The organism is Paucibacter aquatile (assembly GCF_002885975.1).
Classification (GTDB): Bacteria; Pseudomonadota; Gammaproteobacteria; order Burkholderiales; family Burkholderiaceae_C; genus Paucibacter_A; species Paucibacter_A aquatilis.
In genome coordinates, this window is record NZ_POSP01000003.1 from 358,671 (window position 1) to 384,077 (window position 25,407).

14 protein-coding genes are annotated in these 25,407 nt (G+C 65.5%); 9 read left to right on the top strand and 5 right to left on the bottom strand.

What is annotated here, in order from left to right; genetic code table 11:
- Positions 1 to 27 precede the first annotated feature (27 nt).
- The 5 genes from C1O66_RS23840 to smc form a co-directional block, all read right to left on the bottom strand.
- Positions 28 to 930 (bottom strand): choice-of-anchor A family protein, encoded by a 903-nt coding sequence (locus C1O66_RS23840; protein ID WP_165794488.1) that lies wholly within the window; start codon positions 928 to 930, stop codon positions 28 to 30.
- Complete coding sequence (locus C1O66_RS04945) at positions 927 to 8,141, bottom strand: carboxypeptidase regulatory-like domain-containing protein (protein WP_133155108.1); 7,215 nt, start codon at positions 8,139 to 8,141, stop codon at positions 927 to 929. The genes C1O66_RS23840 and C1O66_RS04945 overlap by 4 nt, the downstream gene beginning before the upstream one ends.
- Positions 8,142 to 8,459: 318 nt before the next feature.
- The gene (locus C1O66_RS04950) at positions 8,460 to 9,764 is read right to left on the bottom strand and encodes a polyamine export protein PaeA (RefSeq protein ID WP_243392711.1); all 1,305 of its coding nucleotides are present in this window, start codon (positions 9,762 to 9,764) and stop codon (positions 8,460 to 8,462) included.
- Positions 9,765 to 9,824: 60 nt separating this feature from the next.
- Positions 9,825 to 10,880 carry a cell division protein ZipA C-terminal FtsZ-binding domain-containing protein gene (locus C1O66_RS04955; protein ID WP_102766872.1) on the bottom strand — a complete coding sequence of 352 codons (1,056 nt, stop codon included), beginning with the start codon at positions 10,878 to 10,880 and terminating at the stop codon, positions 9,825 to 9,827.
- A gap of 106 nt (positions 10,881 to 10,986) precedes the next feature.
- Positions 10,987 to 14,499, bottom strand: a complete 3,513-nt coding sequence (gene smc / locus C1O66_RS04960) for a chromosome segregation protein SMC (RefSeq protein ID WP_102766873.1) — start codon at positions 14,497 to 14,499, stop codon at positions 10,987 to 10,989.
- A gap of 400 nt (positions 14,500 to 14,899) precedes the next feature.
- Here smc and queF point away from each other — a divergent pair, with 400 nt between their 5' ends.
- The 9 genes from queF (at position 14,900) to C1O66_RS05005 (ending at position 25,403) form a co-directional block, all read left to right on the top strand.
- A complete protein-coding gene (gene queF / locus C1O66_RS04965; protein WP_102769474.1) occupies positions 14,900 to 15,331 on the top strand; it encodes a preQ(1) synthase in 432 nt (143 codons plus the stop codon).
- Positions 15,332 to 15,376: 45 nt separating this feature from the next.
- Complete coding sequence (locus tag C1O66_RS04970; RefSeq protein ID WP_102766874.1) at positions 15,377 to 15,802, top strand: SET domain-containing protein; 426 nt, start codon at positions 15,377 to 15,379, stop codon at positions 15,800 to 15,802.
- A gap of 26 nt (positions 15,803 to 15,828) precedes the next feature.
- Positions 15,829 to 17,091 (top strand): succinyldiaminopimelate transaminase, encoded by a 1,263-nt coding sequence (dapC, locus tag C1O66_RS04975; RefSeq protein ID WP_102766875.1) that lies wholly within the window; start codon positions 15,829 to 15,831, stop codon positions 17,089 to 17,091.
- Between the two features lie 29 nt (positions 17,092 to 17,120).
- Positions 17,121 to 17,945: a 2,3,4,5-tetrahydropyridine-2,6-dicarboxylate N-succinyltransferase gene (gene dapD, locus C1O66_RS04980; RefSeq protein ID WP_102766876.1), complete on the top strand. Its 825-nt coding sequence runs from the start codon at positions 17,121 to 17,123 to the stop codon at positions 17,943 to 17,945.
- Positions 17,946 to 18,023: 78 nt separating this feature from the next.
- A complete protein-coding gene (locus C1O66_RS04985) occupies positions 18,024 to 19,178 on the top strand; it encodes a PilT/PilU family type 4a pilus ATPase (RefSeq protein WP_102766877.1) in 1,155 nt (384 codons plus the stop codon).
- Positions 19,179 to 19,262: 84 nt separating this feature from the next.
- Complete coding sequence (dapE, locus tag C1O66_RS04990; protein WP_102766878.1) at positions 19,263 to 20,411, top strand: succinyl-diaminopimelate desuccinylase; 1,149 nt, start codon at positions 19,263 to 19,265, stop codon at positions 20,409 to 20,411.
- Positions 20,412 to 20,548: 137 nt separating this feature from the next.
- On the top strand, positions 20,549 to 22,366 hold the full coding sequence (locus C1O66_RS04995) for an aspartyl protease family protein (protein ID WP_165794489.1): 1,818 nt from the start codon (positions 20,549 to 20,551) through the stop codon (positions 22,364 to 22,366).
- Between the two features lie 119 nt (positions 22,367 to 22,485).
- Positions 22,486 to 23,403 carry a 50S ribosomal protein L3 N(5)-glutamine methyltransferase gene (gene prmB / locus C1O66_RS05000; RefSeq protein ID WP_102766880.1) on the top strand — a complete coding sequence of 306 codons (918 nt, stop codon included), beginning with the start codon at positions 22,486 to 22,488 and terminating at the stop codon, positions 23,401 to 23,403.
- Positions 23,400 to 25,403: an ABC-F family ATP-binding cassette domain-containing protein gene (locus C1O66_RS05005; protein WP_102766881.1), complete on the top strand. Its 2,004-nt coding sequence runs from the start codon at positions 23,400 to 23,402 to the stop codon at positions 25,401 to 25,403. The genes prmB and C1O66_RS05005 overlap by 4 nt, the downstream gene beginning before the upstream one ends.
- The last annotated feature ends 4 nt before the right edge of the window (positions 25,404 to 25,407 follow it).

Genomic DNA, 25,407 nt, shown 5'->3' on the forward strand with positions numbered 1-25,407 from the left:
CTTGTTGTTTGATGCAGCGGCATGCCTTCAGGCGCCGATGAACGGCCCGTAGCCAATATCCATGCTGCTGTCCCAGCTGGCGGCGATGACGCTGCCCTCCAGGTGGCCGCTGGAGTCCTTGACGCAGGCGAAGGGGGCCAGCACGCTGGCCTCCACCCGGATGCCCACCATGCGCAGCACATCCACATCCGGCGCATGGACCAGCACCCGGCCATGGAAGGGCTTGAGCACGGCCATTTCGATGCCGAGCAGCAATTGGCGCTGGCTGTTGCTGGCCACGTTCAGGATCAGGCTGGCGCCGGGCTTGATGCCATCCAGCTGCAGGTTCAGGCCGCTCGCGACCTGCTCGGCGCTCAGGGCGAAGACCTCCAGATCTCGACCACTGCCCTTGAGCGTGACGGTGGACCAGAGCTTGCTGACGCTTCCCGTGGGCACCATGGCTCGCAGCTGCTCGCTCAGGCCGCACAGATAGACCTGCTCGGCCGCAAAGTCGATGGGCGAGGCCTGCTTGCGCAGGTCCAGAAAATGGGAGGCCAGGACCAGGTTGCCGGCATAGACACCGTGGCTGTCCAGAGAGCCCGCATGGATGAAGCCACCGGTGTAGCGGACGACGTTGCCGCCCACGACCAAGGAGGCTTGCAGGCCAGGCGGCGCGCGCTCGCCGATGCTGGTGCCGGATAAATTGATGTCGCCGGCGGCAGCCAGGCGGCCTTCGATATGGGGCAGCCGGCTCACGCGCCCAAAGAAGAAGCCCGAGTACTGGGCTGCCACGCCCAGGTCGATGGCCGAAGGGCTGCCCAAGGCGGTGGCCGTAGCCGGCTGACTGCGGGCGCTTCGGCTCCACGGGTTCACCGTCACCAGGGTGGCAAGGCTCAGCGCACGGGTGCGACGCAGCAAGGCGCGACGCTCTAGGTTCTGAACGGGCTTCATGGGGTCTCCTGTGCGCTGTGCTGCAGCCAAGCAATGGCCCCGACCAAGCGCGCCATCGAATCCGTGACGCCGGCACTGGCAGCGAGTCCTGGCAAGCGCGCCTGGACATAGAGCGCCGCAGTCAAAGCGCTGCTGTACTGGCTTGCGCCGAGCAAGGCCTCGATACGAAGCAACTGCGTCTGAACCTGCTGGCGCAGAGCTTGCTGCTCCGGCTCGGGCGTGCCCGACTCCGTCAATCCACTCTTGATTTCCTGGATCAGATCGACAAGTTCGGTGACCTGGATGCGAAGCGTCTTGCTTTGGTAAGGCTGGTACTGACCGTTCTTTTGAACCAGGATCTCGCTTTCGACATCGAGCACCGAGCGCCCCGGCAAGACACGCAGGCGGGTGTCCACGGTCTGTTCTGACTGGGCGGCAAGATCCAGCTGCCAGCGCAAGCGCTGCCGGCCGTTTACAAGTTCTAGCGCTGGACTCTGCGAGCTTTGCAGCCATTGAATGCCTTCGGGCAAGGTCATCAGCAGCTGCGCTTTCAAGGGGGCCAGCTCATTGCGAAGCACCGAGCTCAGCTGTATCACCTCGCCGGCCAGATGGCTGGCACGCTCAGGCGCGGCCGGGCGCAGATGCTGGAATGCCTTCTTGAGCACCCCTGGCCAGCGGGCATCGGCTTGCTGGGACAGCAAGGTGGCCTGCCAGTCGAAACCGAGGGCGAGTGTCTTTCCTCCCGTGCTTTGCGCACTGACCACGCCATCGGCATTGCCAAGCCTGGCTTGCACGACGGCAGCAGGCCCGGCTTTCAAGGGCACCGTCTGGCTGCTGACCGTGAACACGCCGGCCGGGAACAGTTGCTCGGCAAAAGTCAGGGTCTGAGTGGGATTGGCAAACGCACCCTGGACGGACACGCCGGCACAGGCATGCAGACTCTGGGGCGTCGACAAGCGCAAGCCCTCCAACACCAGGCCTTGCCCACGTGCCAGCGCCGCCTTGAGCTCGCTGGGCAGGGGTTCGCGAAGCCCGCCGGCGCCCTCGTTGACCCAGTAGTTGCTGAACAACCCACTGCGCAACTCGCGGCTGAACTCCAGTGCCGTGCTGGTGATCTTGTGCTCCAGGCCCTGCGCTTCCAGATAGCGGGCCAAGGCCGTGTTGCGCTGGCTGTCGCAACGGACCAAGGCCGCAGCATCTTCAGCTGGAAGGGGCTTGGCACCGCATTGCCCCAAGACATCATCCACCGCGCGGCGACAGGCACTCAGAACCAGAACCTTCTGCCATGAGCTGAGCGTCTGCGCAAAGTTCAGGCGCACCTGAGGCGGCACAAGTTCAAGGCCGCGTTGGTCCAGCAGCTGTTCTCGTCCATTGATGCTGGCCGACAAGACCGCCAGCAGCTTTCCGGGCTCGCCGCTGCTCAACCAATCGATCGAACTGGCGTGGCTGCCCTGTGCAGCAAGCTGGGCCGTGAAACCGAATTCGGCACGCAAACTACCGTTTGCCGGATCGACCAGACGCAGCTTCAGCGGCAAGTCCACCAAGGGGCTGGCTTCGCGATTGAAGGCGGTCAATGCCAGAGCGATTGAACTGCCCAGTTCTACGGGTTCCGTTTGCAGTTGCAACTGGCCGCTCAAGCCGACGCCGGTCTGGGCCACGTCCAGCACCGTCAGCTTGACCGTGCTCGAAGCCAGTTCAAGGCCACTGCTGTCCGAAACTCGCAGCCAAGCCTCATGCTCACCCACGGGAAGGGCAACATCCGTCAGCGCATAGCTGAATTCGCGCTGCGTGCGAACGCCCAGTTGGGCCACGGTCTCGCTGCGTTGCCATTGAGCGACACCGCTCTTTCGGACTTCGGTCTGGACGATCAGGCCCTGCCAATCGGTGTGGGTCGAGGCGTTGCTGACACGAGATCTGAGCTGAATCAGTTCCCCCCGTGCATAGCGGCGCTTGTCGCTGCGCAGCAAGGCGTTCAAGCTGCTCACCGGACTGGCCTGCACCGAGAACTCCAGCTCGGCCCGATCCAGCACCCTGCCCGTCGAATCCTGCAGTTCGGCCCGGGCACGATAGCCGCCTGGCTGGGCATCAGCCACCGACCAGGCCAGCTCAAAACTTCGCCCATCTTGTACCGGCACCTCAGCCAGTTCAGACAGCGGCAGATTCGCGACAAGGGTTCCGTCCTGAGTCAGGATGCTGGCACGCACGCGGGCCCGTTTGGCGAAGCTCCCCGTGTTGCCAGCGCGAGCGCTGAGGAGCACGGTGTCCTCAGGTCCATAGCTGGGTTTGTCACTGCTCAGGCTCAGGGTCATCGCGTTCGTCAAACCGGGCAGCGATACGCTCACCTCATTGTTGCTGCGATCAAAGTCGCTGCAGCATTGATGACCCTGGCCATCATCGTCGACCACCACACGAAGGCGCTCCACCGTGGATAGAGCGCCTGGCAGCACGAGCTGTAGGTCCTCGAACTGCCCGCTGTCGAGCGCTTGCGAAGTCCGGCCGACGCCCAGCAAGCGAGGGTTGCTTTCGCCCAAGGCAAAGACGGCGACCGCAACGCCGGCCGGCGCACTCAGGGCGCCGCCATTGCCCACACGGACCGTCAAGGACGAGGTTCCAGCGGCGCCGCGGTCGTCGACACGCAGATAGCTGCCGGTCAAATCAGGTACTTCCGTTGCAGCGCCATCCAGTCGCTTGTTGGCGCGGAAGCTGTTGTGTGCAGTCCATGAAGATCGCGGCAGCGCCGGAATGCTCAGGTCGTCGTTGACGTTCGTGATGCTGTAGGCGTGCTGGTTCCAGAGCTGGCGCGTGTTCACCCAGCTGTTGCCTCGGTCCTGGAAAGCCCTCACCCCATGCATCAGCTCGGTGGCATTGGCCGGTCGGTAATAGTCATTCGACACGACGAGCAGGTCGGCGTGACTGTCGGCATCGATATCCAGAACCAAGGGGTACTCGTGCGCCGTGCCCGAGGAGTTCGGAATCTCCCAAAGCACTTGGCCGGTCGATCCCTTGAAGGCTCGCAGATGCAGCTCATCGGCATACAACAGCTCGGCAGAACCATCGCCGTCAAAGTCGAACACGGTAGAGCCAGTGAACTGCGAGGAATAGTCCTGCGAAGTCCTCGACCAAATGACGCTGCCGTCCTTTCGAAACGTGGTGTACGCGCTAGCCCCTGCGACACCAATATCCGGCACACCGTCACCGTCAACATCAGCAATCGTCGCGGGCCCACCCCACCCCCCTCCGGGGAGGGGGACCGTCCAACGCACCGAGCCGTTACGATTCAAAAGTGAAACTTTGCCTCCTCCGACCACCGCAATTGAGGGTATCGCGTTTCCGTCGAAATCAGCCAGAGCCGCGAATCCATCACCCATTCGCCACAGAAGTTCACCTTGGGCAGTGAAGGCCGAACTGCCAAGAATCAAGTTCTGCTGGCCAACACCCATGAGATCGGCCGCAATCGGGAATGCAACTCGAATTTCTGAAGTTTCCAAACTTATTCCCGGAGCCTGCCACTTCAACTCGCCTTGTGCAGAAAACACTGAACTACCGAACAGGATCTCGGGCGAGCCATCACCGTCAAGATCCGCCACATTGGCTCCGCCCGAGGGCGGATACCCGTCCGCAGGACCAACTGGCTGGGATGTCCACCAGCGGCTTCCATCGTTGCGATAGACCGAAACGCGATAGTCCTGCGAGGCCCCGATGATCTCTGGACGGCCATCCCCATCTAGATCGGCAAGAACGAGATTGCCCACCGCCGAGATCGGCCTTTCACTGTCTTTGATGCTGAGCTGGTCGACACCCGTATGCCCATCCACGACGCGAATGACACCATCACCTCGCCAGGTGTCCCCGGCACGATTGAAAGAGGTGAATGCCACCGAGACATGGTCCGAGGCATCGATCTTGCCGTCGCCATTGGTGTCCAGGATGCGACCCGCGACCGGCGCCATCATGACTTGGTTGTAGTCGGGGTAGATCGACGTGGCGCCATCCCAATGCCACTTCAACAAAGGATTGAAGCTACCGATCGCCGGACGCAATTCCGCGGCCTGGGCCGTGGACTTCATATTGTTGCTGCGCCGGACTTCGGGAACTTGTAGGTCGGGGTCGATCAGCACATGAATCGGCGCGTCCCTGAAGGGCAACTGACCGGCAACAGAGACTTCGATTTCGGTGGCCGTGCCAGCCGCCAGGCCCGCAGCCAATTCGCTGCGTCCCAGTACGGTGTCCAGCTCCTTGTCGTAGTGCCCATTGCCGTTGCGGTCATGGAAGGCAAGCAGTCCTACCCTTTCCGGGCTGCCGGCACGGCCCATACTGCTGATCTGCACGCGCAGGCTGCCCGTCAGGGCCAGGGTCTGCACCTCGGTCACGGCCGTGTGCCGCTGCACCCGAATCACGGCCAAGTCACTCAGTTCAGCGTCCGAGCCCTGGCGCCGCAATCGCAGCTGACCCAGATCCTGGCTGCGCAAAGGTGTCACCCAATAGCTCAGACTCACCGGGTCAAAGCCAGGAGGGCTGAGCTCCAGCTGAACGGTCGCCTCTTTCAAACCCTTGACCGTGAATCGGCCGTTGACGTCGGTCAGGACCTGGCGAGGGCTCTGCCCTAAGGGACTGACAACAACACTCAGGCCAGGCAGCGGCCGGTCCGTTGCAGCGTCGATCACCTGAAAGGACATCCCGGCGCTGTTGGCATCGGGCGGCGAGCTGCCAGTTTCATACAAAGGGGGCGAGAACTCGATCGCCGCGCCCGCCGTGCAGGCGAAGCCAAGGCCGGCGGTCACGGTGTCATGACCTTGTGCTTCCACGGACACTGAAGCCAGGCCACTGCTCAAGCCATGGATCTGGTAGCTGCCATTTGAGTCACTGATTGCCTGCTGATTGCTGGCTCCCGAGATGCGAACGCTTGCCCCTTGCACAGGTGTTCCGTCACGGAAACGAAGCAGCTTGCCAAACAAGCGGCAGCTCTGTGCGCCTGAACCCGGGACCGAAGCGATCGGCGACAAGCTGGGCGAAAACAGCGCTTCGCCATGGGCCTGCACGGCCATGGATGCCGAAGCACTGGCATAGCCGTCCAGGCTCACGGTCACCACCTGGGAGCCTGCCTGCAGCCCCGCGATGAGGTAGCGCCCCGCCGAGTCACTGCTGGCCTCGAGAGTAGATCCTGCCACTTGGATCTTGGCCCCAGCCAATGGCAGGGAGGTGACAGCATCAAACACCGTGCCGCGAACGATGGCCGCTCGGCTCTTGCGCATCTGCAGACCACCGAGCTCAATCGGCCTGAGTGCATCGATCTTGACGGTGGCCAGCACATCGTCATAGCCAGCGAAGCTGAGGCGAAGCAGCAGACTGGTCTGTTGCAAGCCCTCGATGGAAACCCGGCCATCCGCGCCACTCAGGCTGTTCAACGGGGCCTGATCTTGCGGTCGGGCTTGCACGGCCACCCCCGCCAGGGGCAGGCCAGTGTCAAAGTCACGCACCGAAAAGGTCACGCTGGCCAGATTGGAGCCCGGGGGTGCCGTGCCGCTGAGGTGCAAGCTCGGCGACAGCTCGAAGCCCGGTGCGCCAGCACAGGCCAAGGTGGCGGTGGCGGTGGCCGGATCGAATCCAGCTCGACTGACCTGTACGGTCGTCAGGCCAGACACCAGCTGCGGAATCAGATAGTTGCCAGCGGTATCGCTGCTCGTTGATTTGTTGTTGGCGCCGCTCAAGCGAATCAGCGCCCCGGCCAAGGGTGCAGCATCCGAAGCGCGAGTGACCCTACCGAACATCCGGCAGCCCATGGCCTCCGAACCCGAGCTCGCAGTCGAAGGCCTCAGCTGGGGCGAGAACAGATGGGCGCCTCCTGCCATGGTGTTCAAACTCGCCGCCGTGCTGATGTAGCCCTGCTTGCTGACCACAAGAGTCAGGTTGCCACGAGCCATTGAATCAAACTTGTACTGCCCTCCCGCATCACTGACGGTCGAAGCAGAACCATCTGCCCAGGCAATCGAGGCCCCGGCGATCGGTGTCAAGGTGCTGGCGTCCACCACTGTTCCGCTGAGGCTTGTCGACTCCGAGTCACCCGCCTTCTTGCGCGCCAGTCGCAGAGCGCCCAGGTTTGAGACTTGGCCCGGTAGCAGTTGCAGCTGCACCGACACATCGGCATAGGCATCGTGGCTGATCAGCAAGTCATAGCTGCCGCTCGCGAGCTCGCGGATCTCAATATGTCCGCGTGGATCACTGCTGCTGGACGCAGGCACCGTTCCAAGCAGACGAATCCGCGCACCGGAGACAGCGGCATTCGATTCAGAGTCCACCAGCTGAAGCTTGAGAACGGACTGGCTCGGATTGAAAGGGGCTTGCTTGGACAGCGACAAGGCCTGAATCGCGAGCGCCGTGGCGAAAGGATCTTGCCCCCAGCTGCCATCGATTGCCTGCCCGGCCAGCAAACGTGTCCGAGCCATGTCCTGAACTGCCGGGGCCGTACTGAAGTCATGGACAGCCAGGTAAACCCATGCATTCAGCCAGTCAGCCGTGCTCCACACACCCTCCGGGCTCCGTTGCGCCAGCAAATAGCTCGCGGCCTTGGCCGCAGCCACCGCAGCCTGCGGCTTGACAGAGGCCCACTCGCGCAGGCCCAGCAGCGATGCTGCCGTCAGGTAGATCGGTGAAAGCGGTGGGCTGTTCCAAGAGCCGTCAGCAGCTTGGTTGGAGAGCAAATAGGCCAGCGCCTTCGTCGCTTCGTCGTCGAGCGCCCGTGGCAAGGTGCGCAAGGTGAACGCACTGTCCAGCATGGAGGACTGCGAGTCTGCATGGGCCGCAAAACCTCCATCTGCCCCTTGTCGCTGCCGCAGCGATTGCAGCCACGGGCCAGCGCTCGCCCCCCCGAACACCCAGGTGCTGCGGGCCACGTCCTCGGTGAGTCCCGAAGCGGTTCCACGCGAAAGCGCATTCAGGACCGACTCCGGTGGAGCCAGTCCTTGAGCGCGAAATGCCAGCGCCAACTCAGCTTGAGCCTGGTGGACTGTCGAGCGGGCTTCGCTCTGAAAGCTGCCGTCCGGCTTGAGCTGGGCCTGCAACCAGGCTTGCGCTTTCTGGATGGACAGGTCGACGGCATCCGCCGCCAAGGCCTCACTCAAACCAAGAACCAGCAGCACGAGCACGAGCCATAGGCTCCGCAACGCGTGGAACGTCCTTCTCTGCCCTTGAGACCGCATCTCGAACCCTCCCTGCAGCACCGATTCATCAAGCACGAACCAGGTACTGGTACCCCATTGGTATTGATTTGATTCTTATGGGGCGGATGCTGCCAGAAGCTCCGAGGTCGCAATATGTAAGGTCTTACAGCTTGCGCGGGTCAAGTCTGTATGTTGATGGCAAGCGATTGCGCCAATACCCTTGCCAGTCCAGCGCAATGGCTACCGAGAGTTGGCATGGATGTCCGCACCTCGCCAAGAGACCGTGAAATCCGAAGGCCTCTTGAGAACCAATTCGTGTGCGCCCAAGGCGCTGAGCATGGCCGGCTCGGGCCGGGCCGCTCAGGGATGTCGGGCCGCTGCCCTACTTTTGCCTCAACCTGCCTCAGCCAGCGGCGCCGGCGGCACGCGGGCGATCATGACCTGGTCGACGCGGTGGCTGTCTACATCGACCACCTCGAAGCGCCAGCCGGCCCAGAGCACCTGGTCGGTGCGCTTGGGGATGCGTCGCAGCATCACCATCAGGAAACCGGCCAAGGTGTCGTACTGGCCGGCATGGGGCAGGATGTCCAGCTCCAGCGCACGTTGCACCTCGGTGATGGGGGTGATGCCGTCGGCCAGGAAGGAGCCGTCCTCGCGGCGCACGATCTGCTCCTCGTCGTAGGAGGTGACCAGGCTGCCCATGACCGTGCTCATCACATCGTTGAGCGTGATCACGCCCACCACCAGGCTGTATTCGTTGACGATGACGGCAAAGTCCTCGTGCTTTTCGCGGAACTGCATCAGCACCTCGGACAGGGTCAGGCGGTCCGGCACGATCAGCACCTTCTTGACCAGGCCTTCCGCGCGCAGGGCGATGGGCTCGTCGCGCAGCACGCGCTGGAACAGATCGGTGGCGTCCACATAGCCCACCACCTGGTCGATCTCGCTCTCGCAGACCAGATAGGTCGAGTGCGGATCGTCGGCGATGCGGTTGCGGATCAGGGTGTCATCGTCGTTGATCGAGAAGAACACCACCCGCTCGCGCGTGGTCATGGCGCTCTCGACCGTGCGGGTGTCCAGCTCGAACACGTTCTCGATCACCTGCTGCTCGGCGTCCGCCACCACACCGGCCTGGTTGCCGGCCTCGGCCAGGGCCAGGATGTCGGCATGGGTGATGCTGTTGTCGCGCGCGGCCGGCAGGCCCATCACGCGGATCAGGCCCTCGGTCAGCACGCTGAAGACCCAGGCCAGGGGCTTGAACAAGGCCACCAGCCACTGCATGGGGCCGATCACCGCCACCGCCATGCGCTCGGGCTCATTCATGGACAGGCGCTTGGGCACCAGATCGGCCAGCACGATGAAGAGCGAGGTGATGGACGCAAACGAGAGGCCAAAGCCCAGGGTCTGGGCCAGCTCGGGCGCCACCAGATAGCCCAGCATGGCGGCGAAATGCGGGGTCAAGGCCCCTTCACCGACGATGCCGCCGAGGATGGCCACGGTGTTGATGCCGATCTGCACCACCGTGAAGTAATGGCCCGGCTGCTCCTGCACCGCCAGCACCTGCTCCGCACGCCCATCGCCCTCATCGGCCAGCTGGCGCAGCTTCATCCGCCGCGAGGCGGCGAGCGCCATTTCGGCCACTGAGAAAAAAGCGCTGGCGGCGATCAGGGCGGCGATGAAGAGCAGGTTGCTGAGCAAATTGGGATCCTTGGGTCGGGGTTGGCGATGGGCGGCGCTGGGCCGCGTTGCGTTCGAAGCCTAGCTGAACAGACGGCGCGCCGCCAGCGTTCCAGCTGCCAGATCACGCGAAGCCAGGGCACGGTACAAAGTGCTGAGCTCCTGGCCGATGCTGGCGAAGGCGTGCAGATTGAGGATGTGGCCGCGGTCATCGCAGACATCGGCCTCGATGTCGCGGGCCAGGCCGCGTGCAGCTTCCTGCCAGCTGGCGAAGGGTTCCAGCGCTTCCGGCGTCTGCGGCACATCGAGCGACAGGGCCAGGTCGCGCAGCGAGGACTGCTGCGGATCTTCGGCCAGCGCAGCCTGGGAATCAAAGCTCAGCGAGAGGATGGGCGGCGCGCCCTCTTCCGCCGCCGGCAGCACCAGGCGCCCGGGCATGGCGCCCGGCACAAAGCCGTGGCGCAAGGCCATCTGCTGCACATAACCGAGGGTCCAGGCGGCATTGCGGGCGCGCAGGACCACGGCCAGCTGGGCATCATGGGCGCTGGCAAACTGGTCCAGCTCGCGCGCGCGGCTGACCACATCGAGCATGTCGGGGAACTGCACAAAGGCCCCAATGCCATCGGCAAAACCCTGGACCTTCTGCACAAACTCCGAATACTCGATCTCGTTCATCGCGCCGTTGCGGTTGGCCATCTGCACGCCGGCCTGGAACTCGCCGTAGCGCTGGCCGGCCAGGGGCAGCTCCCACTCGCCGCTTTCGGCGTTCAAGCCCTCGATGTGAAAGGGCTTGGTGCCCGCGCGGCGGCTGCCCGGCAGGTGGGAGGTGGCCATCTCGCCGCTGATGGGTGCGTCCAGGGTGATGGTGGCGATGGCGTCGATCAAGGCATCGATGCGGGCCGAGGGCTTGCGCGGCGGGCGGCTGACGGTCGGCAAGGCCTCATCCAGGCCCGCCCCCGAGGGCTCGGCCGCGGCGGCGCCGTCCAGGCCAGGCTCCTGGCGCTGGCCGTCCATGACCGGCTCTTTCTGCGGCTCGGCGCGGCGTGGGCCGGCCTTGCGGGCGCTCCAGGCGCCGTGGCCCACCACACCGGCCAGCACCAGGCCGCCGAGGATGGCCAGCATTTCGGTCAGGCTCATGCGCAGGCTCCCCGCTCAGCGCGCCAGCCCGCAAGCTGCGCCCGCATCCAGTTCTTCGTCACAGTTGTCGCTTTCTGCTGCTGCATCTTCTCGCTGCTCATCCTCTTCAGGCCTCGGCCATGGCCAGGGCCTTGTCCATGTCTACCGCCACGATGCGGGACACGCCTTGTTCCTGCATGGTCACGCCGATCAGTTGCTCGGCCATTTCCATTGCAATCTTGTTGTGCGAGATGAAGAGGAACTGGGTTCCGCTGCTCATCTCGGCCACCAGCTTGGCATAACGCTCGGTGTTGGCGTCATCGAGCGGCGCATCCACCTCGTCCAGCAGGCAGAACGGCGCCGGGTTGAGCTGGAAGATCGCAAACACCAGGGCAATCGCCGTCAGCGCCTTTTCGCCGCCCGAGAGCAGGTGGATGGTGCTGTTCTTCTTGCCCGGTGGCTGGGCCATGACCTGCACGCCGGCGTCGAGGATTTCATCGCCCGTCATCACCAGCTTGGCCTGGCCGCCGCCGAACAGGGTCGGGAACATGCGGCCAAAATGGTGGTTGACCTGATCGAAGGTGGCGCCCAGCAGATCGCGGGTCTCCAGGTCGATCTTGTGGATGGCGTCTTCCAGGGTCTTCATGGCCGACATCAGGTCGGCGCACTGCGAATCGAGGAAGGTCTTGCGCTCGCGCGCCGACGTCAGCTCATCGAGGGCAGCCAGGTTGACGGCGCCGAGCGAGGCAATCTCGCGGTTGATGCGGTCGATCTCGCCCTGCAGGCCGTAGAGCTTGACCTGGCCTTGCTCGATGCCCTGGGCCAGGGCCTCCAGGTCCACCTCGGCCGCGACCAGTTGCTCCATGAACTGGGCACCGCCGAGCTGGGCTGCCTGTTCCTCCAGCTGCAGCTTGGTGATGCGGTCGCGCAGCGGGTCCAGGCTGCGCTCGAAGGTCAGGCGCTGCTCGTCGGCCTTGCGCAGGCGCAAGCTCAGGTCGTCGTAGTTGCTGCGCACGGCGGCCAAGGCCTGCTCGCGCTCCATCTTCAAGGCCAGCGCGTCCTGCAGGCCGGCCTGTGCGGCGGCATCGTTGAGCGTGTCCATCTCGCGCTGCAGGCTCTCGGCCGAGGCGGTGTTGGTCTGCACCTGTTGCTGGGCCGTCTCGATGGCGCGCTGCAGCTCGGCCCGGCGCGAAGCCAGGGCGCGGGCGCTGTACTGCGACTCCTGCGCGCGGCGCTCCAGCGCCCGCAGCTGCTCGCGCGCCTCGCCCAGGCGGCGTTCGGCCAGGATCACCGCCTCGTCCAGCTCGGCATGGCGCTCCTGCGTGGTGGCCAGCTGCATGTCCAGCTCTTCGAAGCGGGCTTCGCCGGTGACACGGCGTTCCTGCAACCCCTCAGCCTGGGCATCGATCTCGGCCAGCTCGCCTTCCAGCTGGCCGCGCCGGGCGCTGGCCGCCTCGCTTTGCTGGGTCAGGCGCAGCAGCTCGACGTGGAGCTGGTGGGCGCGGTTCTGCGCCTCGCCGGCCTCGCGACGCAGCAGCACCAGGCGTTGCGAGCCTTCGGTGTAGGCGGCTTCGGCGCGCACCAGGGCGCTCTTGGCCTCTTCGGCAATCAGGGTCTGGGCGCGCAGTTCCAGCTGCAGCTGCTCGATTTCCTGCGCACGGGCCAGCATGCCGGCCTGCTCGGAATCAGGCGCATAGAAGCTGACCGCAAACTGGCTGACCGCATGGCCGGCCGGGGTCATGATCAGCTCGCCATGGGTCAGGCGGGCTCGCTGGGCCAGGGCCTCTTCCAGGCTGGCCGCGGTGTAGACACCCTCCAGCCAGTCGTTGAGCAAGGCCTTGAGGCCGGCGTCGTCCAGGCGCAGCAGATCGCTGAGGCGCGCCAGGGTTTCGTGGGTGTTGGCAATGGCGGCGGCCGGCGGCGAGTAAAAGGCCAGCCGGGCCGGGGGCGCATCGGCGGCAAAGGCCTGCACCGTTTCCAGGCGGCCGACCTGCAGGGCGCTCATGCGCTCGCGCAACGCGGCCTCCAGGGCGTTCTCCCAGCCCGCTTGAATATGGAGTTTGGTCCACAGTCCTTGCAGGCCATCCAGGCCATGCTTGGCCAGCCAGGGCTTGAGCTTGCCCTCGGTCTGCACCTTCTCCTGCAGGGCGCGCAAGGCATCGAGCCGGGCCGAGAGCTCGGACTGGCGCCGGCCTTGGGCATTGGCATCGGCCTGGGCATGGCGGCGCTGCTCGTCTTGCAGCGGCACCTGCTCCTGCAGCTCTTGCAGGCGGGCGTCGGCCATGTCGCGGGCTTCGTCAGCCGCCTCGCTCTGGCGCTTCAGTTCAGCCAGGCGATCGGCATCGGGCACGGCCAGGCCTTGGCGCTCGGCCGCCAGGCGCTCGCGCCGGGTGCGCAGCTGGCGGGCCTGCTCTTCGATGCTGCGGCTCTCGGCCGCCAGCACCTGGATTTGTTGCTGCACCTGCACGACCAGGGCGCGCTGCTCATTGGCCCGGCCTTGGGCGGCGCGCACCGCGTCTTCGCCATTGGGCAGATTGGCGGCTTGCTCCTCGGCCTGGGCGGCCAGGATCTCGCTTTGCTCCTCGGCCGTGGCGATCTGCTCGGCGATGGTTTCCAGCTCCTCCTGGGCCTGGACCGAGCGCTCCTGCCACTGGGTGTTCTGGGCCTGCAGCTCGATCAGGCGCGATTCCACCCGCTGGCGGCCTTCGACCACATAGCGGATGCGCTCCTCCAGGCGGCTGACTTCCAGCTGCGCTTCGGCATAACGGCCTTGTGAAGCGTGCAGCTCGTCACCTGCAGCGTAATGGGCCTGGCGCACGGTCTCCAGCTCCGCCTCGACCTGGCGCAGCTCGGCCATGCGCGATTCCAGCGCATTGACGGCCTCCAGGTGCTCGGCCTTGACCCGGCCTTGCTCGGAGGTGGCGTCGCGGTGCTTGAGGAACCAGAGCTGGTGCAGCTTGAGCGTGCCAGCGTCTTGCAGGGCGCGGTAGCTGGCCGCCACCTCGGCCTGCTTTTCCAGCTTTTCGAGGTTGTTGTTGAGCTCGCGCAGGATGTCGTCGACGCGGGTCAGGTTTTCGCGCGTGTCCTTGAGCCGGTTCTCGGTCTCTCGGCGGCGTTCCTTGTACTTGGAGACGCCGGCCGCCTCCTCCAGGAACATGCGCATCTCTTCCGGCTTGGATTCGATGATGCGGCTGATGGTGCCCTGGCCGATGATGGCGTAGGCGCGCGGACCCAGGCCGGTGCCCAGGAACACGTCCTGCACATCGCGGCGGCGCACCGGCTGGTTGTTGATGAAGTAGCTGGAGGTCCCGTCGCGTGTCAGCACGCGCTTGACGGCGATTTCCGAGAACTGGTTCCACTGGCCACCGGCGCGGCCGTCTTCATTGGCGAACACCAGCTCCACGCTGGAGCGGCTGGCCGGCTTGCGGTTGCCCGAGCCGTTGAAGATCACGTCCTGCATGGACTCGCCGCGCAGCTCGCTGGCCTTGCTCTCGCCCAGCACCCAGCGCACTGCGTCCATGATGTTGGACTTGCCACAGCCATTGGGCCCGACCACGCCGACCAGCTGCCCGGGCAGCTGGAACACCGTGGGATCGGCGAAGGACTTGAAGCCCGAGAGCTTGATCGAGTTCAGACGCATGGGCGCAAGACCATTCTTACCCGCCGGGCGCGGCCGCTCGATTTGCACCGGCAGCGGCTCCCGACGAGCCTCCTAAGCTGTTGATTTATTTGAACAAAAGCCCTTAAACCTGGGGCTTGAGCGGGCCTGGATGATACCATCCGCCCTTCCCCATCTTTTGGCACGCCGTCGCGTTGTTTCGACGCGGTGGCCGCCCTGCATTGACGCCATGGCCAAGTCCTCGCCCTCCACTTCGTCCAAGACCCCCACCGCTACGACCGCCGCCAAAGCCGCCGCCCCCCGACGCAAGGCCGCCGCGCCTGCGCTGCTGCCCGCCGAGGCTTACAAGGACCCGATCAAAGCAGCCGCAAAGCCCGCAGCCAAATCTGCGGCCGCCAAGCCCGCGCCCAAGATGCGCGAAATGCCGCCCAACCCGCCCTCGGCCCCGAGCAAAGAGCTGCACGTCTTCCCCAACCCGGCTCCCGAGCGCGACTATGTGATCCAGTTCCAGGTGCCCGAGTTCACCTGCCACTGCCCGCTGACCGGCCAGCCCGACTTTGCGCACTTCACCATCGACATGATTGCGGACCAGTACTGCGTCGAGCTGAAGAGCCTGAAGATGTATTTCTGGAGCTACCGCGACGAGGGCGCCTTCCACGAGAAGGTGACCAACACCATCCTGGAAGACATCGTCAAGGTCACCGACCCGCGCTTCATCCGCATCACCGCCAAGTGGTATGTGCGCGGCGGCATCTACACCAATGTGGTGGTCGAGCACCGCAAGAAAGGCTGGAAGCAGCAGCCGCGCGTGGACCTGCCGGCCCACGGCTTCGAATCCGGCCTGCTGCGCTGAATCAAGCGCGCTTCCTGATCCTGCCTGCTTGAGCGTCTCGCCGCCTTGGCCCTCGCCTCGCATCCGGCCTACCAGCTGATCGAAGTCACGGTGCGGCGCAGCCGCATCGATGGCTTCGGCGTGTTTGCGGCCGAGCCTGTGCGCGCGGGCGCCAAGATTGGCGCGCTCACCGGCGAGGCCATCAGCGTGGCCGAGGCCCGGCGGCGTGCCCAGGGCCGCCAGCGCATCATGCTGGTCGAGCTGTCCAGCAGCCGGGCGGTGGACGCCACCCGCTCCAGCGACCCCATGCGCTTCACCAACCACAGCTGCCGGCCCAATGCCCGCATCGCCGTGGAAGACGGCGCCATCGAGTTCTTCGCCCTGCAGGAGATTGCCGTGGGCGAGGAGATCACTGTGGCCTACGGCGCCACCCACCACGAAGGCAGGCTTGCCTGTCGCTGTAGCCAGCCGGGGTGCCTGGGCTGGCTATGATGCCGGCGATTCCCCCAACCGCTGTCATGAACGCTGCTGCCGCCTCTTCCGTGCCCCACAACCCGCTGCTGGACAAACTGCACCCCTATCCGTTCGAGCGCCTGCGGGCCCTGAACGCGGGCATCACACCCAACCCCGCCTACCGGGCCATCAGCCTGGGCATCGGCGAGCCCAAGCATCCGGCACCGAAGCTGATCGAAGACGCCCTGATGGCCAGCCTCAAGGGCTTGTCGGGCTACCCTGCCACGGCCGGCGAGCCGGCGCTGCGCGAGGCCATCTGCGCCTGGCTGCAGCGCCGCTACGGCCTCAGCCTCAACCCGGCCACCCAGGTGCTGCCGGTCAATGGCTCGCGCGAAGCGCTGTTCGCCCTGGCGCAAACCGTGATCGACCCCAGCCGCGCCGGCGCCACCGTGGTCTGCCCGAATCCCTTCTACCAAATCTACGAAGGCGCCGCCCTGCTGGCCGGCGCGCAGACCGCCTTTGCCAACAGCGACCCGGCCAAGAACTTCGCCGCCGACTGGTCACAGATCGACGAGGCCACCTGGGCCCGCACCCAGCTGCTCTACGTCTGCTCGCCCGGCAACCCGACTGGCGCGGTCATGCCGCTGGACGAATGGCGCATGCTCTTCGAGCTCAGCGATCGCCACGGCTTTGTGATCGCCTCGGACGAGTGCTACTCGGAGATCTACTTCCGCGAGGAAGCGCCGCTGGGCGGCCTGGAAGCGGCAGCCCGCCTGAGCCGCGCGGACTTCAAGAACCTGATCGCCTTCACCAGCCTGTCCAAGCGCAGCAATGTGCCGGGCATGCGCTCGGGCTTTGTCGCCGGCGACGCGGCGCTGCTGAAGAAGTTTCTGCTCTACCGCACCTACCACGGCAGCGCCATGAGCCCCATCGTCCAAGCCGCCAGCGTGGCCGCCTGGAACGACGAAGCCCATGTGGTGGAGAACCGTGCGCAGTACCGCGCCAAGTTCGCCGCCGTCACGCCGCTGCTGGCCGCCCATATGGACGTGGCCCTGCCCGATGCGGGCTTCTACCTCTGGTGCGGCGTGCCGCGCCACATCCACGGCGGCGATGACATCGCCTTCGCTCAAGGCCTGCTGGCTCAATACAATGTGGCCGTGCTGCCCGGCAGCCTGCTGGCGCGTGAGGCCCACGGCATGAACCCCGGCGCCGGCCGCATCCGGCTGGCCCTGGTGGCCGAAAGTGCGGAATGCCTTGAAGCGGCCCAGCGCATCGTCGCCTACATCGAATCCTTCCCGTCTCCTTCCTCCTCTTCTTCCTCTTCCTGACTGGCACCCGCTGCCGCGAGCTTTCACTCATGACACAAGCCCATCTGCAATCGACCATCGAACTGGCCTGGGACAACCGCGCCAACCTCAACCCGGCCAATGCCCCCGAGGTGCGCGAGGCGGTCGAACATGTGCTGGCCGATCTGGACGCCGGCCGCCTGCGCGTGGCCGAGCGCCAGGCCGTGGGCCAGTGGACGGTGCACCAGTGGGTCAAGAAGGCCGTGCTGCTGTCCTTCCGCCTGAACGACAACCGCCTCATGGGCGCCGGCGACATGACCTTCTTCGACAAGGTGCCGACCAAGTTCGGCGGCCTGAGCGAAGAAGCCATCCGCGCCACCGGCGTGCGCGTGGTGCCGCCCGCCGTGGCGCGCCGCGGCAGCTTCCTGGCCAAGAACGTGATCCTGATGCCCAGCTACGTCAACATCGGCGCCTACGTCGATGAAGGCACCATGGTCGACACCTGGGCGACGGTCGGCAGCTGCGCCCAGATCGGCAAGAACGTGCACCTGAGCGGCGGCGTCGGCATCGGCGGCGTGCTGGAGCCCCTGCAGGCCAACCCCACCATCATCGAAGACAACTGCTTCATCGGCGCCCGCTCGGAAGTGGTGGAAGGCGTGATCGTGGAAGAAAACTCGGTCATCTCCATGGGCGTCTACATCGGCCAGAGCACGCCGATCTATGACCGCGAGACCGACACCGTCAGCTACGGCCGCGTGCCGGCCGGCTCGGTGGTGATCAGCGGCAGTCTGCCCAAGAACGAAGGCAAGTACAGCCTGTACGCCGCCATCATCGTCAAGAAGGTCGACGCCGGCACCCGCGCCAAGACCAGCATCAACGACCTGCTGCGCGCCTGAACCGGGCAAAAAAGCACTGCCCCGGCTGAGACCGGGGCGCATCCAGCGGCTTGAAGACCAAGAACGGGGAGACAGCGGATGAGTGGAAATATGGAACGCATCCTGCGGCTGATGGCCGAGAAGGGTGCCTCCGACGCTTACCTTTCGGCCAAGATGCCGGTGCTGATCCGCCTGAACGGGCAGATCGTGCAGCTGTCGGATCAGTTGCTCGGGCCCATGCAGCCGCGTCAGTTGATTGCCGAGGTGGTGGACCCGGCCCAGATGGCCGAGCTGGACCAGAACGGCGAGCTGAACATGGCGGTGGCCATCCCCGGCGTGGGCAGCTTCCGCCTCTCGGGCTTCCGCCAACGCGGCACCATCGCCGCAGTGTTCCGCCACATCCCGCACGTCATCCCCTCGCTGGAAGAGCTGAATCTGCCACCCATCCTGGGCAAGCTGGTACAGGAAAAGCGCGGCCTGATCCTGATGGTGGGCGCTACCGGCACGGGCAAGAGCACCACGCTGGCCTCCATGCTGGAGCTGCGCAACCAGACCATGGCCGGCCATATCCTCACCATCGAGGATCCGCTGGAGTACCTGTTCAGCAACAAGCGCTCGGTGGTCAACCAGCGCGAAGTGGGCCGCGACACGGCCTCGCTGCAGATTGCCCTGAAAAACGCGCTGCGTCAGTCGCCAGACTGCATCCTGATCGGTGAAATCCGTGACCGCGAGACCATGACGGCGGCAATTTCCTACGCCCTGTCCGGCCACCTGGTGCTGGCCACGCTGCACGGCAATAACACGTATCACGCGCTGAACCGCATCCTGTCCTTCTACACGCCCGAGTCGCGCCCGGCCCTGCTGAACGACCTGGCCGCAGGCCTGAAATCCATCATCTCGCAGCGCCTGGTGCGCGCCACGGCCGGCGGCCGCATCCCGGTGATCGAGATCATGCTCAACACCAAGCTGATCGCCGAGTTCATCGAGAAAGGTGACTTCGGCGGGGTCAAGGACGCGATGGAGAAATCCATCGCCGAAGGCTCGCAGAGCTACGAAGAGCATTTCGCCCAGCTCATCAAGGACGGCACCATCACCCGCGACGAAGGCCTGGCCTTTGCCGACTCGCCGACCAACCTGCTCTGGCGCCTGCAAAACGACAGCCCGGGCGCCCTCAAGCAAGCGCCGGCCAAGGAAGAAGCGGCCGGCGACGAAGCCAGCTTCACCGAGATCACGCTGGACGTGCGCGGCGACTGAAGTCCGTGCTGCGCTGTGCGGCGCAGCGCCTTCTCAGGCTTCAGCGCGTCTTTTTCCCCTCACCTTTCTTTTGCCCTCGCCTTCATGTCCGACACCCTCGCCCTGCTGGAAGCGCTGGTCGCCCGCCCCTCCGTCACGCCCGATGACGCCGGTTGCCTGGAGCTGATTGGCGCGCGCCTGTCTGCCCTGGGCTTCGAGCTGCAGCGAATGGACAGCGGGCCAGAGAACTTCCGTGTCAGCAACCTCTGGGCGATCAAGCGCGGCAGCGATGCAGACGGCCCGGTGCTGATGTTCGCCGGCCACACCGATGTGGTGCCGCCCGGGCGGCTGGACGCCTGGGCTTCCGACCCCTTTGTGCCCAGCTACCGCGAGGGCCGCATCTACGGCCGTGGCGTGGCCGATATGAAGGGCTCGCTGGCCGCCATGGTGGTGGCCGCCGAGGAGTTTGTGCGCGCCCATCCCGAGCACCGCGGCAGCCTTGCTTTCTTGCTGACCAGCGATGAAGAAGGCCCCTCGGTCGACGGCACCAAGGTCTGTTGCGAACGGCTCAAGGCCCAGGGCCAGCGCCTGGACTTCTGCATCGTCGGAGAGCCGACCTCGGTCGACCAGGTCGGCGACATGATCAAGAACGGCCGCCGCGGCACGCTCTCGGGCAAGCTCAAGGTGAAGGGCGTGCAAGGCCATGTGGCCTATCCCCAGCTGGCCCGCAACCCGGTGCATCAGGCCGCCGCGGCCATTGCCGAGCTGGCGGCCGCCCGCTGGGACGAAGGCAACGACTACTTCCCGGCCACCACCTTCCAGATCTCCAACATCCATGCCGGCACCGGCGCCACCAACGTCATCCCCGGCGAGATGGTGGTGGATTTCAACTTCCGCTTCTCGACCGAGTCGACCCCGGAAGGCCTCAAAGCCCGTGTGCAATCGCTGCTGGCCCGCCACGGCCTGGAATACGCGCTCGACTGGACCCTGGGCGGCGAGCCCTTCCTGACCCCCGTGGGCACGCTGAGCGGCGCCGTCTGCGCCGCCATCGAGGCCGAGACCGGCCGCCCGACCCAGCTCTCCACCACCGGCGGCACCTCGGACGGCCGATTCATCGCCAAAATCTGCCCGCAAGTGATCGAGTTCGGCCCCATCAACGCCAGCATTCACAAGGTGGACGAGTACCTGCCGGTCGACAACCTCGATCCCTTGAAGAACATCTACCGCCGCACGCTGGAGCAGCTGCTGAACTGACCTCAAGTCCAAACTCGACGGCAGCCCAAGACCTGCAAGAGCAGGCAGTGCAGCCCGCGCAAGCACGAACGCATGCGCAAAACCAAACCAATCAGGCAGGCAGGGAGGCCATGGAGATGACAGAAGAAAGCACAGGCATGCGTGCAGCAAAGCGCTGGGCGCATCAAGCGCTCGCAGTGATCAGTGCTTTGGGCCTCTGGGTGGCCTGCGCTCAGCCCGGCTGGGCCGCCTGCAAGGTTCAGAGCCTGGAGTTGCCAGTCACGATGAAGGGCTCTCGGGCAGTGGCCACACTGGGCATCAACGGGCAGGACATTCCCCTGATCGTCGACAGCGGCGCGTTCTTCAGCACCCTCACCCATGCCGCAGCCCAGCAGCTGAAGATGAAGGTGCGTGCCCTGCCCTGGGGCATGGAAATCACAGGCGTGACCGGGCGAGACGAACACGCGGGCCTTGCCACCGCAGAACGCATCAATTTGCTTGGCGGCGAGTTGCCCAACGTCGATTTTGTGATCGGCGGCAACGACGACCGCAACGGCACCATGGGCCTTTTGGGCCGCAACATCCTGTCGGTGGCCGACACCGAATACGACCTGGCGCATGGTCTGGTTCGCCTGATGTTCCCCAACGAAGATTGCGACAAGCATGGCATGGCTTACTGGGCCGGCGACACGCCGGTTTCAGAGATCGAGCTGCTGCGCCCCGACCGCAAGGCCAAGACTCCCGCCATCGAAACCATCGCCCTGGTCAATGGCAAACGCCTGCGTGTGTTGTTCGACACCGGCGCCCGCACGGTGATGTCGCTCAAGGCGGCCAAGAGTGTCGGCGTCACGGATCTGAAGGCAACCGGCCGGGTGGGCGGTGTGGGCCAAGGCACGGTGGCCGGCTGGAGCGGCGCGATCGATCGCTTCGAGCTGGGGGCCGAAGTGGTGCACAACGTGCGCCTGAGCGTCGCTGACTTCGAGCTGCGCGAGATCGACATGCTGCTGGGCGTCGACTTTTTCCTTTCGCACCGCATCTATGTGTCCAAGAAGCAGCGCCGCATGTACTTCACCTACAACGGCGGCCAGGTGTTCGCGCTGAGCAAGCCCGAGCCCAAGGACGACAGCGACGAAGCCAAGTCCAGCGGCCTGCCCGAACTCGGCCCCGAAGCCAAGGCCTCGTCCTACGCCCGGCGCGGCGCGGCCTCGATGGCGCGCAAGGACTACAAAGCAGCCTTGGCCGACCTGGACCGCGCCTGCGAGATGGAGCCCCAAGTCGCCGAACACCGCGTGATTCGTGCGACCCTGCACCTGCAGATGCGACAAGCGAAGCTGGCCAAACAAGACCTGGACGCAGCGCTGGCGGCAGACCCGGCGCACGCCGAGGCAAGGATGAAGCGGGCGACCTTGATGGCCAAGCCGAGCAAGCCGGATGCCGCGCTCCAGGACCTGGACGAACTGGATCGCCTGCTGCCCGCGCAAGCCCCGCAGCGCCTGCAGATGGCGCAGATCTACCTGCGCCTGCAGCACCTGCCCGCCGTGGTGAAGCAGCTGGACCATTGGCTCGCGGCCTACCCGCATGACCTGGCCACCGCCGACGCGCTGAACCAGCGCTGCTGGACGCGCGTGATGCTCCACAGTGACTTGACACAGGCGCTGCGGGACTGCGATCGGGCCATCGATCTGGATGCCGAGCAAGGCAAGTACTTCGACAGCCGAGGCTGGTTGCGCCTGCGGCAGGGTGAGTGGCACAAGGCCCTGGCCGATTTTGATCGTGCGTTGAAGCTGGACGACAAGCTCGCCTGGCCCCACTACGGCCGTGGCATCGCACTGGGCAAGCTGGGCGACGCCGCAGGCGCCCAAGCTGCACTCGCAGCAGCGCGCGAGCGCCGTCCGGAGATCGACCAGGAGGCGGGTCGTTACGGCCTGGCGGTCGACGCGGCCGCGGCCAAGCCCGCACCAGCCTCCGCGCCCTAGGCCGACAGCCTGTGGCTGCTTGCCGGTGACGGGTTGGCAGTGACGGGTTGGCGGTAACGGGTTGGCGAGGGGGCGCGCGCCATCGGCGACAATCACGCCCTGCCCTTCACCGAGCCCCCATGAATTTACTGAACTGCATCGAGGCCCAAGCCGCCCGCCTTTCCGAGGCGGGCGTTTCGTTTGGCCATGGCACGGCTGTCGCCTTTGACGAGGCCGCCTGGCTGGCGCTCTGGGCCCTGGGGCTGCCGCTGGACCAGCTGGACGAGCACGAGGCCCTGACGCTGAGCGACGCCCAGCAAGCGCGCATCGCCGAGCTGGTCGAGCAACGCATTGCGACGCGCAAGCCTGCCGCTTACCTGACCCGCGAGGCCTGGTTGCAGGGCGTGCCGTTTTACGTGGACGAGCGCGCCATCGTGCCGCGCAGCTTCATTGCCGAGCTGATCGCCGATGCCAGCATCGATGCCTGGCTCTCCGACCAGACCACCGAGGTGCTGGACCTGTGCACCGGCAATGGCTCGCTGGCCGTGCTGGCCGCCATGGCCTGGCCCGAGGTGCAAGTGGATGGCCTGGACCTGAGCGCCGAAGCCCTGGAAGTGGCACGCATCAATGTCGACAAGCATGGCCTGCAGTCGCGCATCCGGTTGATGCAGGGCGATGGTCTGGCGCCGGCCCTGGCGGCCGGCCGCCGCTACGACTTGATTCTGTGCAACCCGCCCTATGTCAACAGCGAGACCATGTCCCGCCTGCCGGCTGAGTACCGCGCCGAGCCCGAGCTGGCCCTGGCCGGCGGCGATGACGGCATGGATTTCATCCGCCGCCTGCTGGCCGAGGCACCGGCCGTGCTCAAACCGCGCGGCGTGCTCTTGCTGGAGATCGGCAATGAGCGCCCGTTTTTTGAAGCCGCCTTCCCCGAGCTGGAGGTGGCCTGGATGGACACCTCCTCGGGGGCCGACCAGGTGCTGCTGATCACCGAAGAATCCCTGAACATGATGAACGCCCACAAGAACAAGAACCCGGAAGGTCGCCACACGCCATGATCACCCTGCGCAATATCACGCTGCGACGCGGCACCAAGGTCGTGCTCGACGACGCCAGCGTCGTCCTGCAACCGGGCGAAAAAGTCGGCCTGGTGGGCCGCAACGGCGCCGGCAAGTCCAGCCTTTTTGCGCTGTTGACCGACCGTCTGCAAAGCGACAAGGGCGAGGTGGACATCCCCCGCCAATGGGCCGTGGGTGAAGTGGCCCAGAACATGCCGGAAACCGACATGCCGGCGACCGAATTTGTGCTCGAAGGCGATGTGCGCCTGATGGCCGCGCGCCAGGCCCTGGCCGATGCGGAAGCGGCCGAGGATGGCCATGCCATGGCCGACGCCCATGCCCTGCTGATGGACGCCGGCGCCTTCGACGCGAAACCGCGCGCGCAGGCCTTGCTGATGGGCCTGGGCTTCAAGGGCGAGCAGGTCGATGCGCCGGTGAACAGCTTCTCCGGCGGCTGGCGCATGCGTTTGCAGCTGGCCCGCGCCCTGATGTGCCCGGCAGAGCTGATGCTGCTGGACGAACCGACCAACCACTTGGACCTGGACGCCCTGGTCTGGCTGGAAGCCTGGCTGCAGCGCTACGACGGCACCCTGATCGTGATCAGCCATGACCGCGAGTTCCTGGACGCCATCACCAAAGTCACCCTGCACCTGGACGAAGCCAAGCTGCACCGCTACGGCGGCAACTACACGGCCTTCGAGGCCATGCGCGCCGAGCGCATGGAGCAGCAGCAAGCCGCCTTTGGCAAGCAGCAAGAGCGCATTGCGCACCTGCAGAAGTTCATCGATCGTTTCAAGGCCAAGGCCAGCAAGGCCAAGCAGGCGCAGAGCCGGGTCAAGGCCCTGGAGCGCATGGAAAAACTGGCACCGGTGCTGGCATCAGCGGACTTCAATTTCGAGTTCCGCGAGCCCGTCAGCCTGCCCAACCCCATGCTGATGTTTGACGATGTGGCTTGCGGTTATGAGGTCGACGGCGTCGAGAACATCATCGTGCGCGGCATCGACCGCTCGGTGCTGGCCGGCCAGCGCATTGGCATCCTGGGCGCCAACGGCCAGGGCAAATCCACCGTGGTGAAAACGGTGGCCCGCATGCAGCGCGCCATGGGCGGCAAGATCACCGAAGGCAAGGGCCTGACGATCGGCTACTTTGCCCAGCAGGAAATGGACGTGCTGCGGCCGGAAGAAGGCCCGCTCTCGCACATGGTCCGCCTGGCCAAAGAGGTGAGCCCGCAGGCGCGCGAGCAGGAGCTGCGCGATTTCCTGGGCCAGTTCCGCTTTGTTGGCGACATGGTCAACCAGCAGGTGGGCAGCCTCTCGGGGGGCGAGAAGGCCCGCCTGGTGCTGGCCATGCTGGTGTGGCAGCGCCCCAATCTGCTGCTGATGGACGAGCCCACCAACCACTTGGACCTGAACACCCGAGAGGCGCTGTCGATTGCGCTCAACGAGTTCGAAGGCACGGTGATGCTGGTGAGCCACGATCGCGCCCTGCTGCGCGAGGTCTGCGACGAGTTCTGGCTGGTCAGCAAGGGCGTGGTGTCCCCGTTCGACGGCGACCTGGACGATTACCAGCGCTGGCTGCTGGACCAGTCCAAGGAAGCAGCCAAGGCCGCCAAGGATGCCGCCAAGGCCCTGGCCAAAGCCGGCAAGTCAGGCAGCACGGTGGCGGCAGCCACCCCGGCTCCAGTTGCTGCAGCCGCCCCTGCCCCGACCCCGGCCCCGGCCGCGCGCGAGGACCGCAAACTCAGCGGCCAAGCTCGCCAAAAGCTTGCCGACCAAACCCGCCCGCTTCGCAAGGAGATGGACGCCATCGACGCCAAGCTCAACAAGCTGGCCGATGAACGCACGGCCCTGGAGGCCCAACTGGCGGAAGGCAAGGCGACACCGGCTCAGATCGTTGAAGCCGGCAAGCGCCTCAAGGCCATCCACGACGAGTTGGAAAGCGCCGAGCTGCGCTGGCTTGAGCTCAGCGCCGAGGTCGACGCGATTCACGCGGCGGCTTGATCGC

Coding starts and splice junctions, on each gene's coding strand:
- C1O66_RS04955 (WP_102766872.1), bottom strand. CDS start 10,880: ATGAGCCTGACCGAAATGCTGGCCATCCTCGGCGGCCTGGTGCTGGCC.
- dapE (WP_102766878.1), top strand. CDS start 19,263: ATGTCCGACACCCTCGCCCTGCTGGAAGCGCTGGTCGCCCGCCCCTCC.
- C1O66_RS23840 (WP_165794488.1), bottom strand. CDS start 930: ATGAAGCCCGTTCAGAACCTAGAGCGTCGCGCCTTGCTGCGTCGCACC.
- queF (WP_102769474.1), top strand. CDS start 14,900: ATGCCGCCCAACCCGCCCTCGGCCCCGAGCAAAGAGCTGCACGTCTTC.
- dapC (WP_102766875.1), top strand. CDS start 15,829: ATGAACGCTGCTGCCGCCTCTTCCGTGCCCCACAACCCGCTGCTGGAC.
- C1O66_RS05005 (WP_102766881.1), top strand. CDS start 23,400: ATGATCACCCTGCGCAATATCACGCTGCGACGCGGCACCAAGGTCGTG.
- prmB (WP_102766880.1), top strand. CDS start 22,486: ATGAATTTACTGAACTGCATCGAGGCCCAAGCCGCCCGCCTTTCCGAG.
- C1O66_RS04985 (WP_102766877.1), top strand. CDS start 18,024: ATGAGTGGAAATATGGAACGCATCCTGCGGCTGATGGCCGAGAAGGGT.
- C1O66_RS04995 (WP_165794489.1), top strand. CDS start 20,549: ATGCGTGCAGCAAAGCGCTGGGCGCATCAAGCGCTCGCAGTGATCAGT.
- dapD (WP_102766876.1), top strand. CDS start 17,121: ATGACACAAGCCCATCTGCAATCGACCATCGAACTGGCCTGGGACAAC.
- smc (WP_102766873.1), bottom strand. CDS start 14,499: ATGCGTCTGAACTCGATCAAGCTCTCGGGCTTCAAGTCCTTCGCCGAT.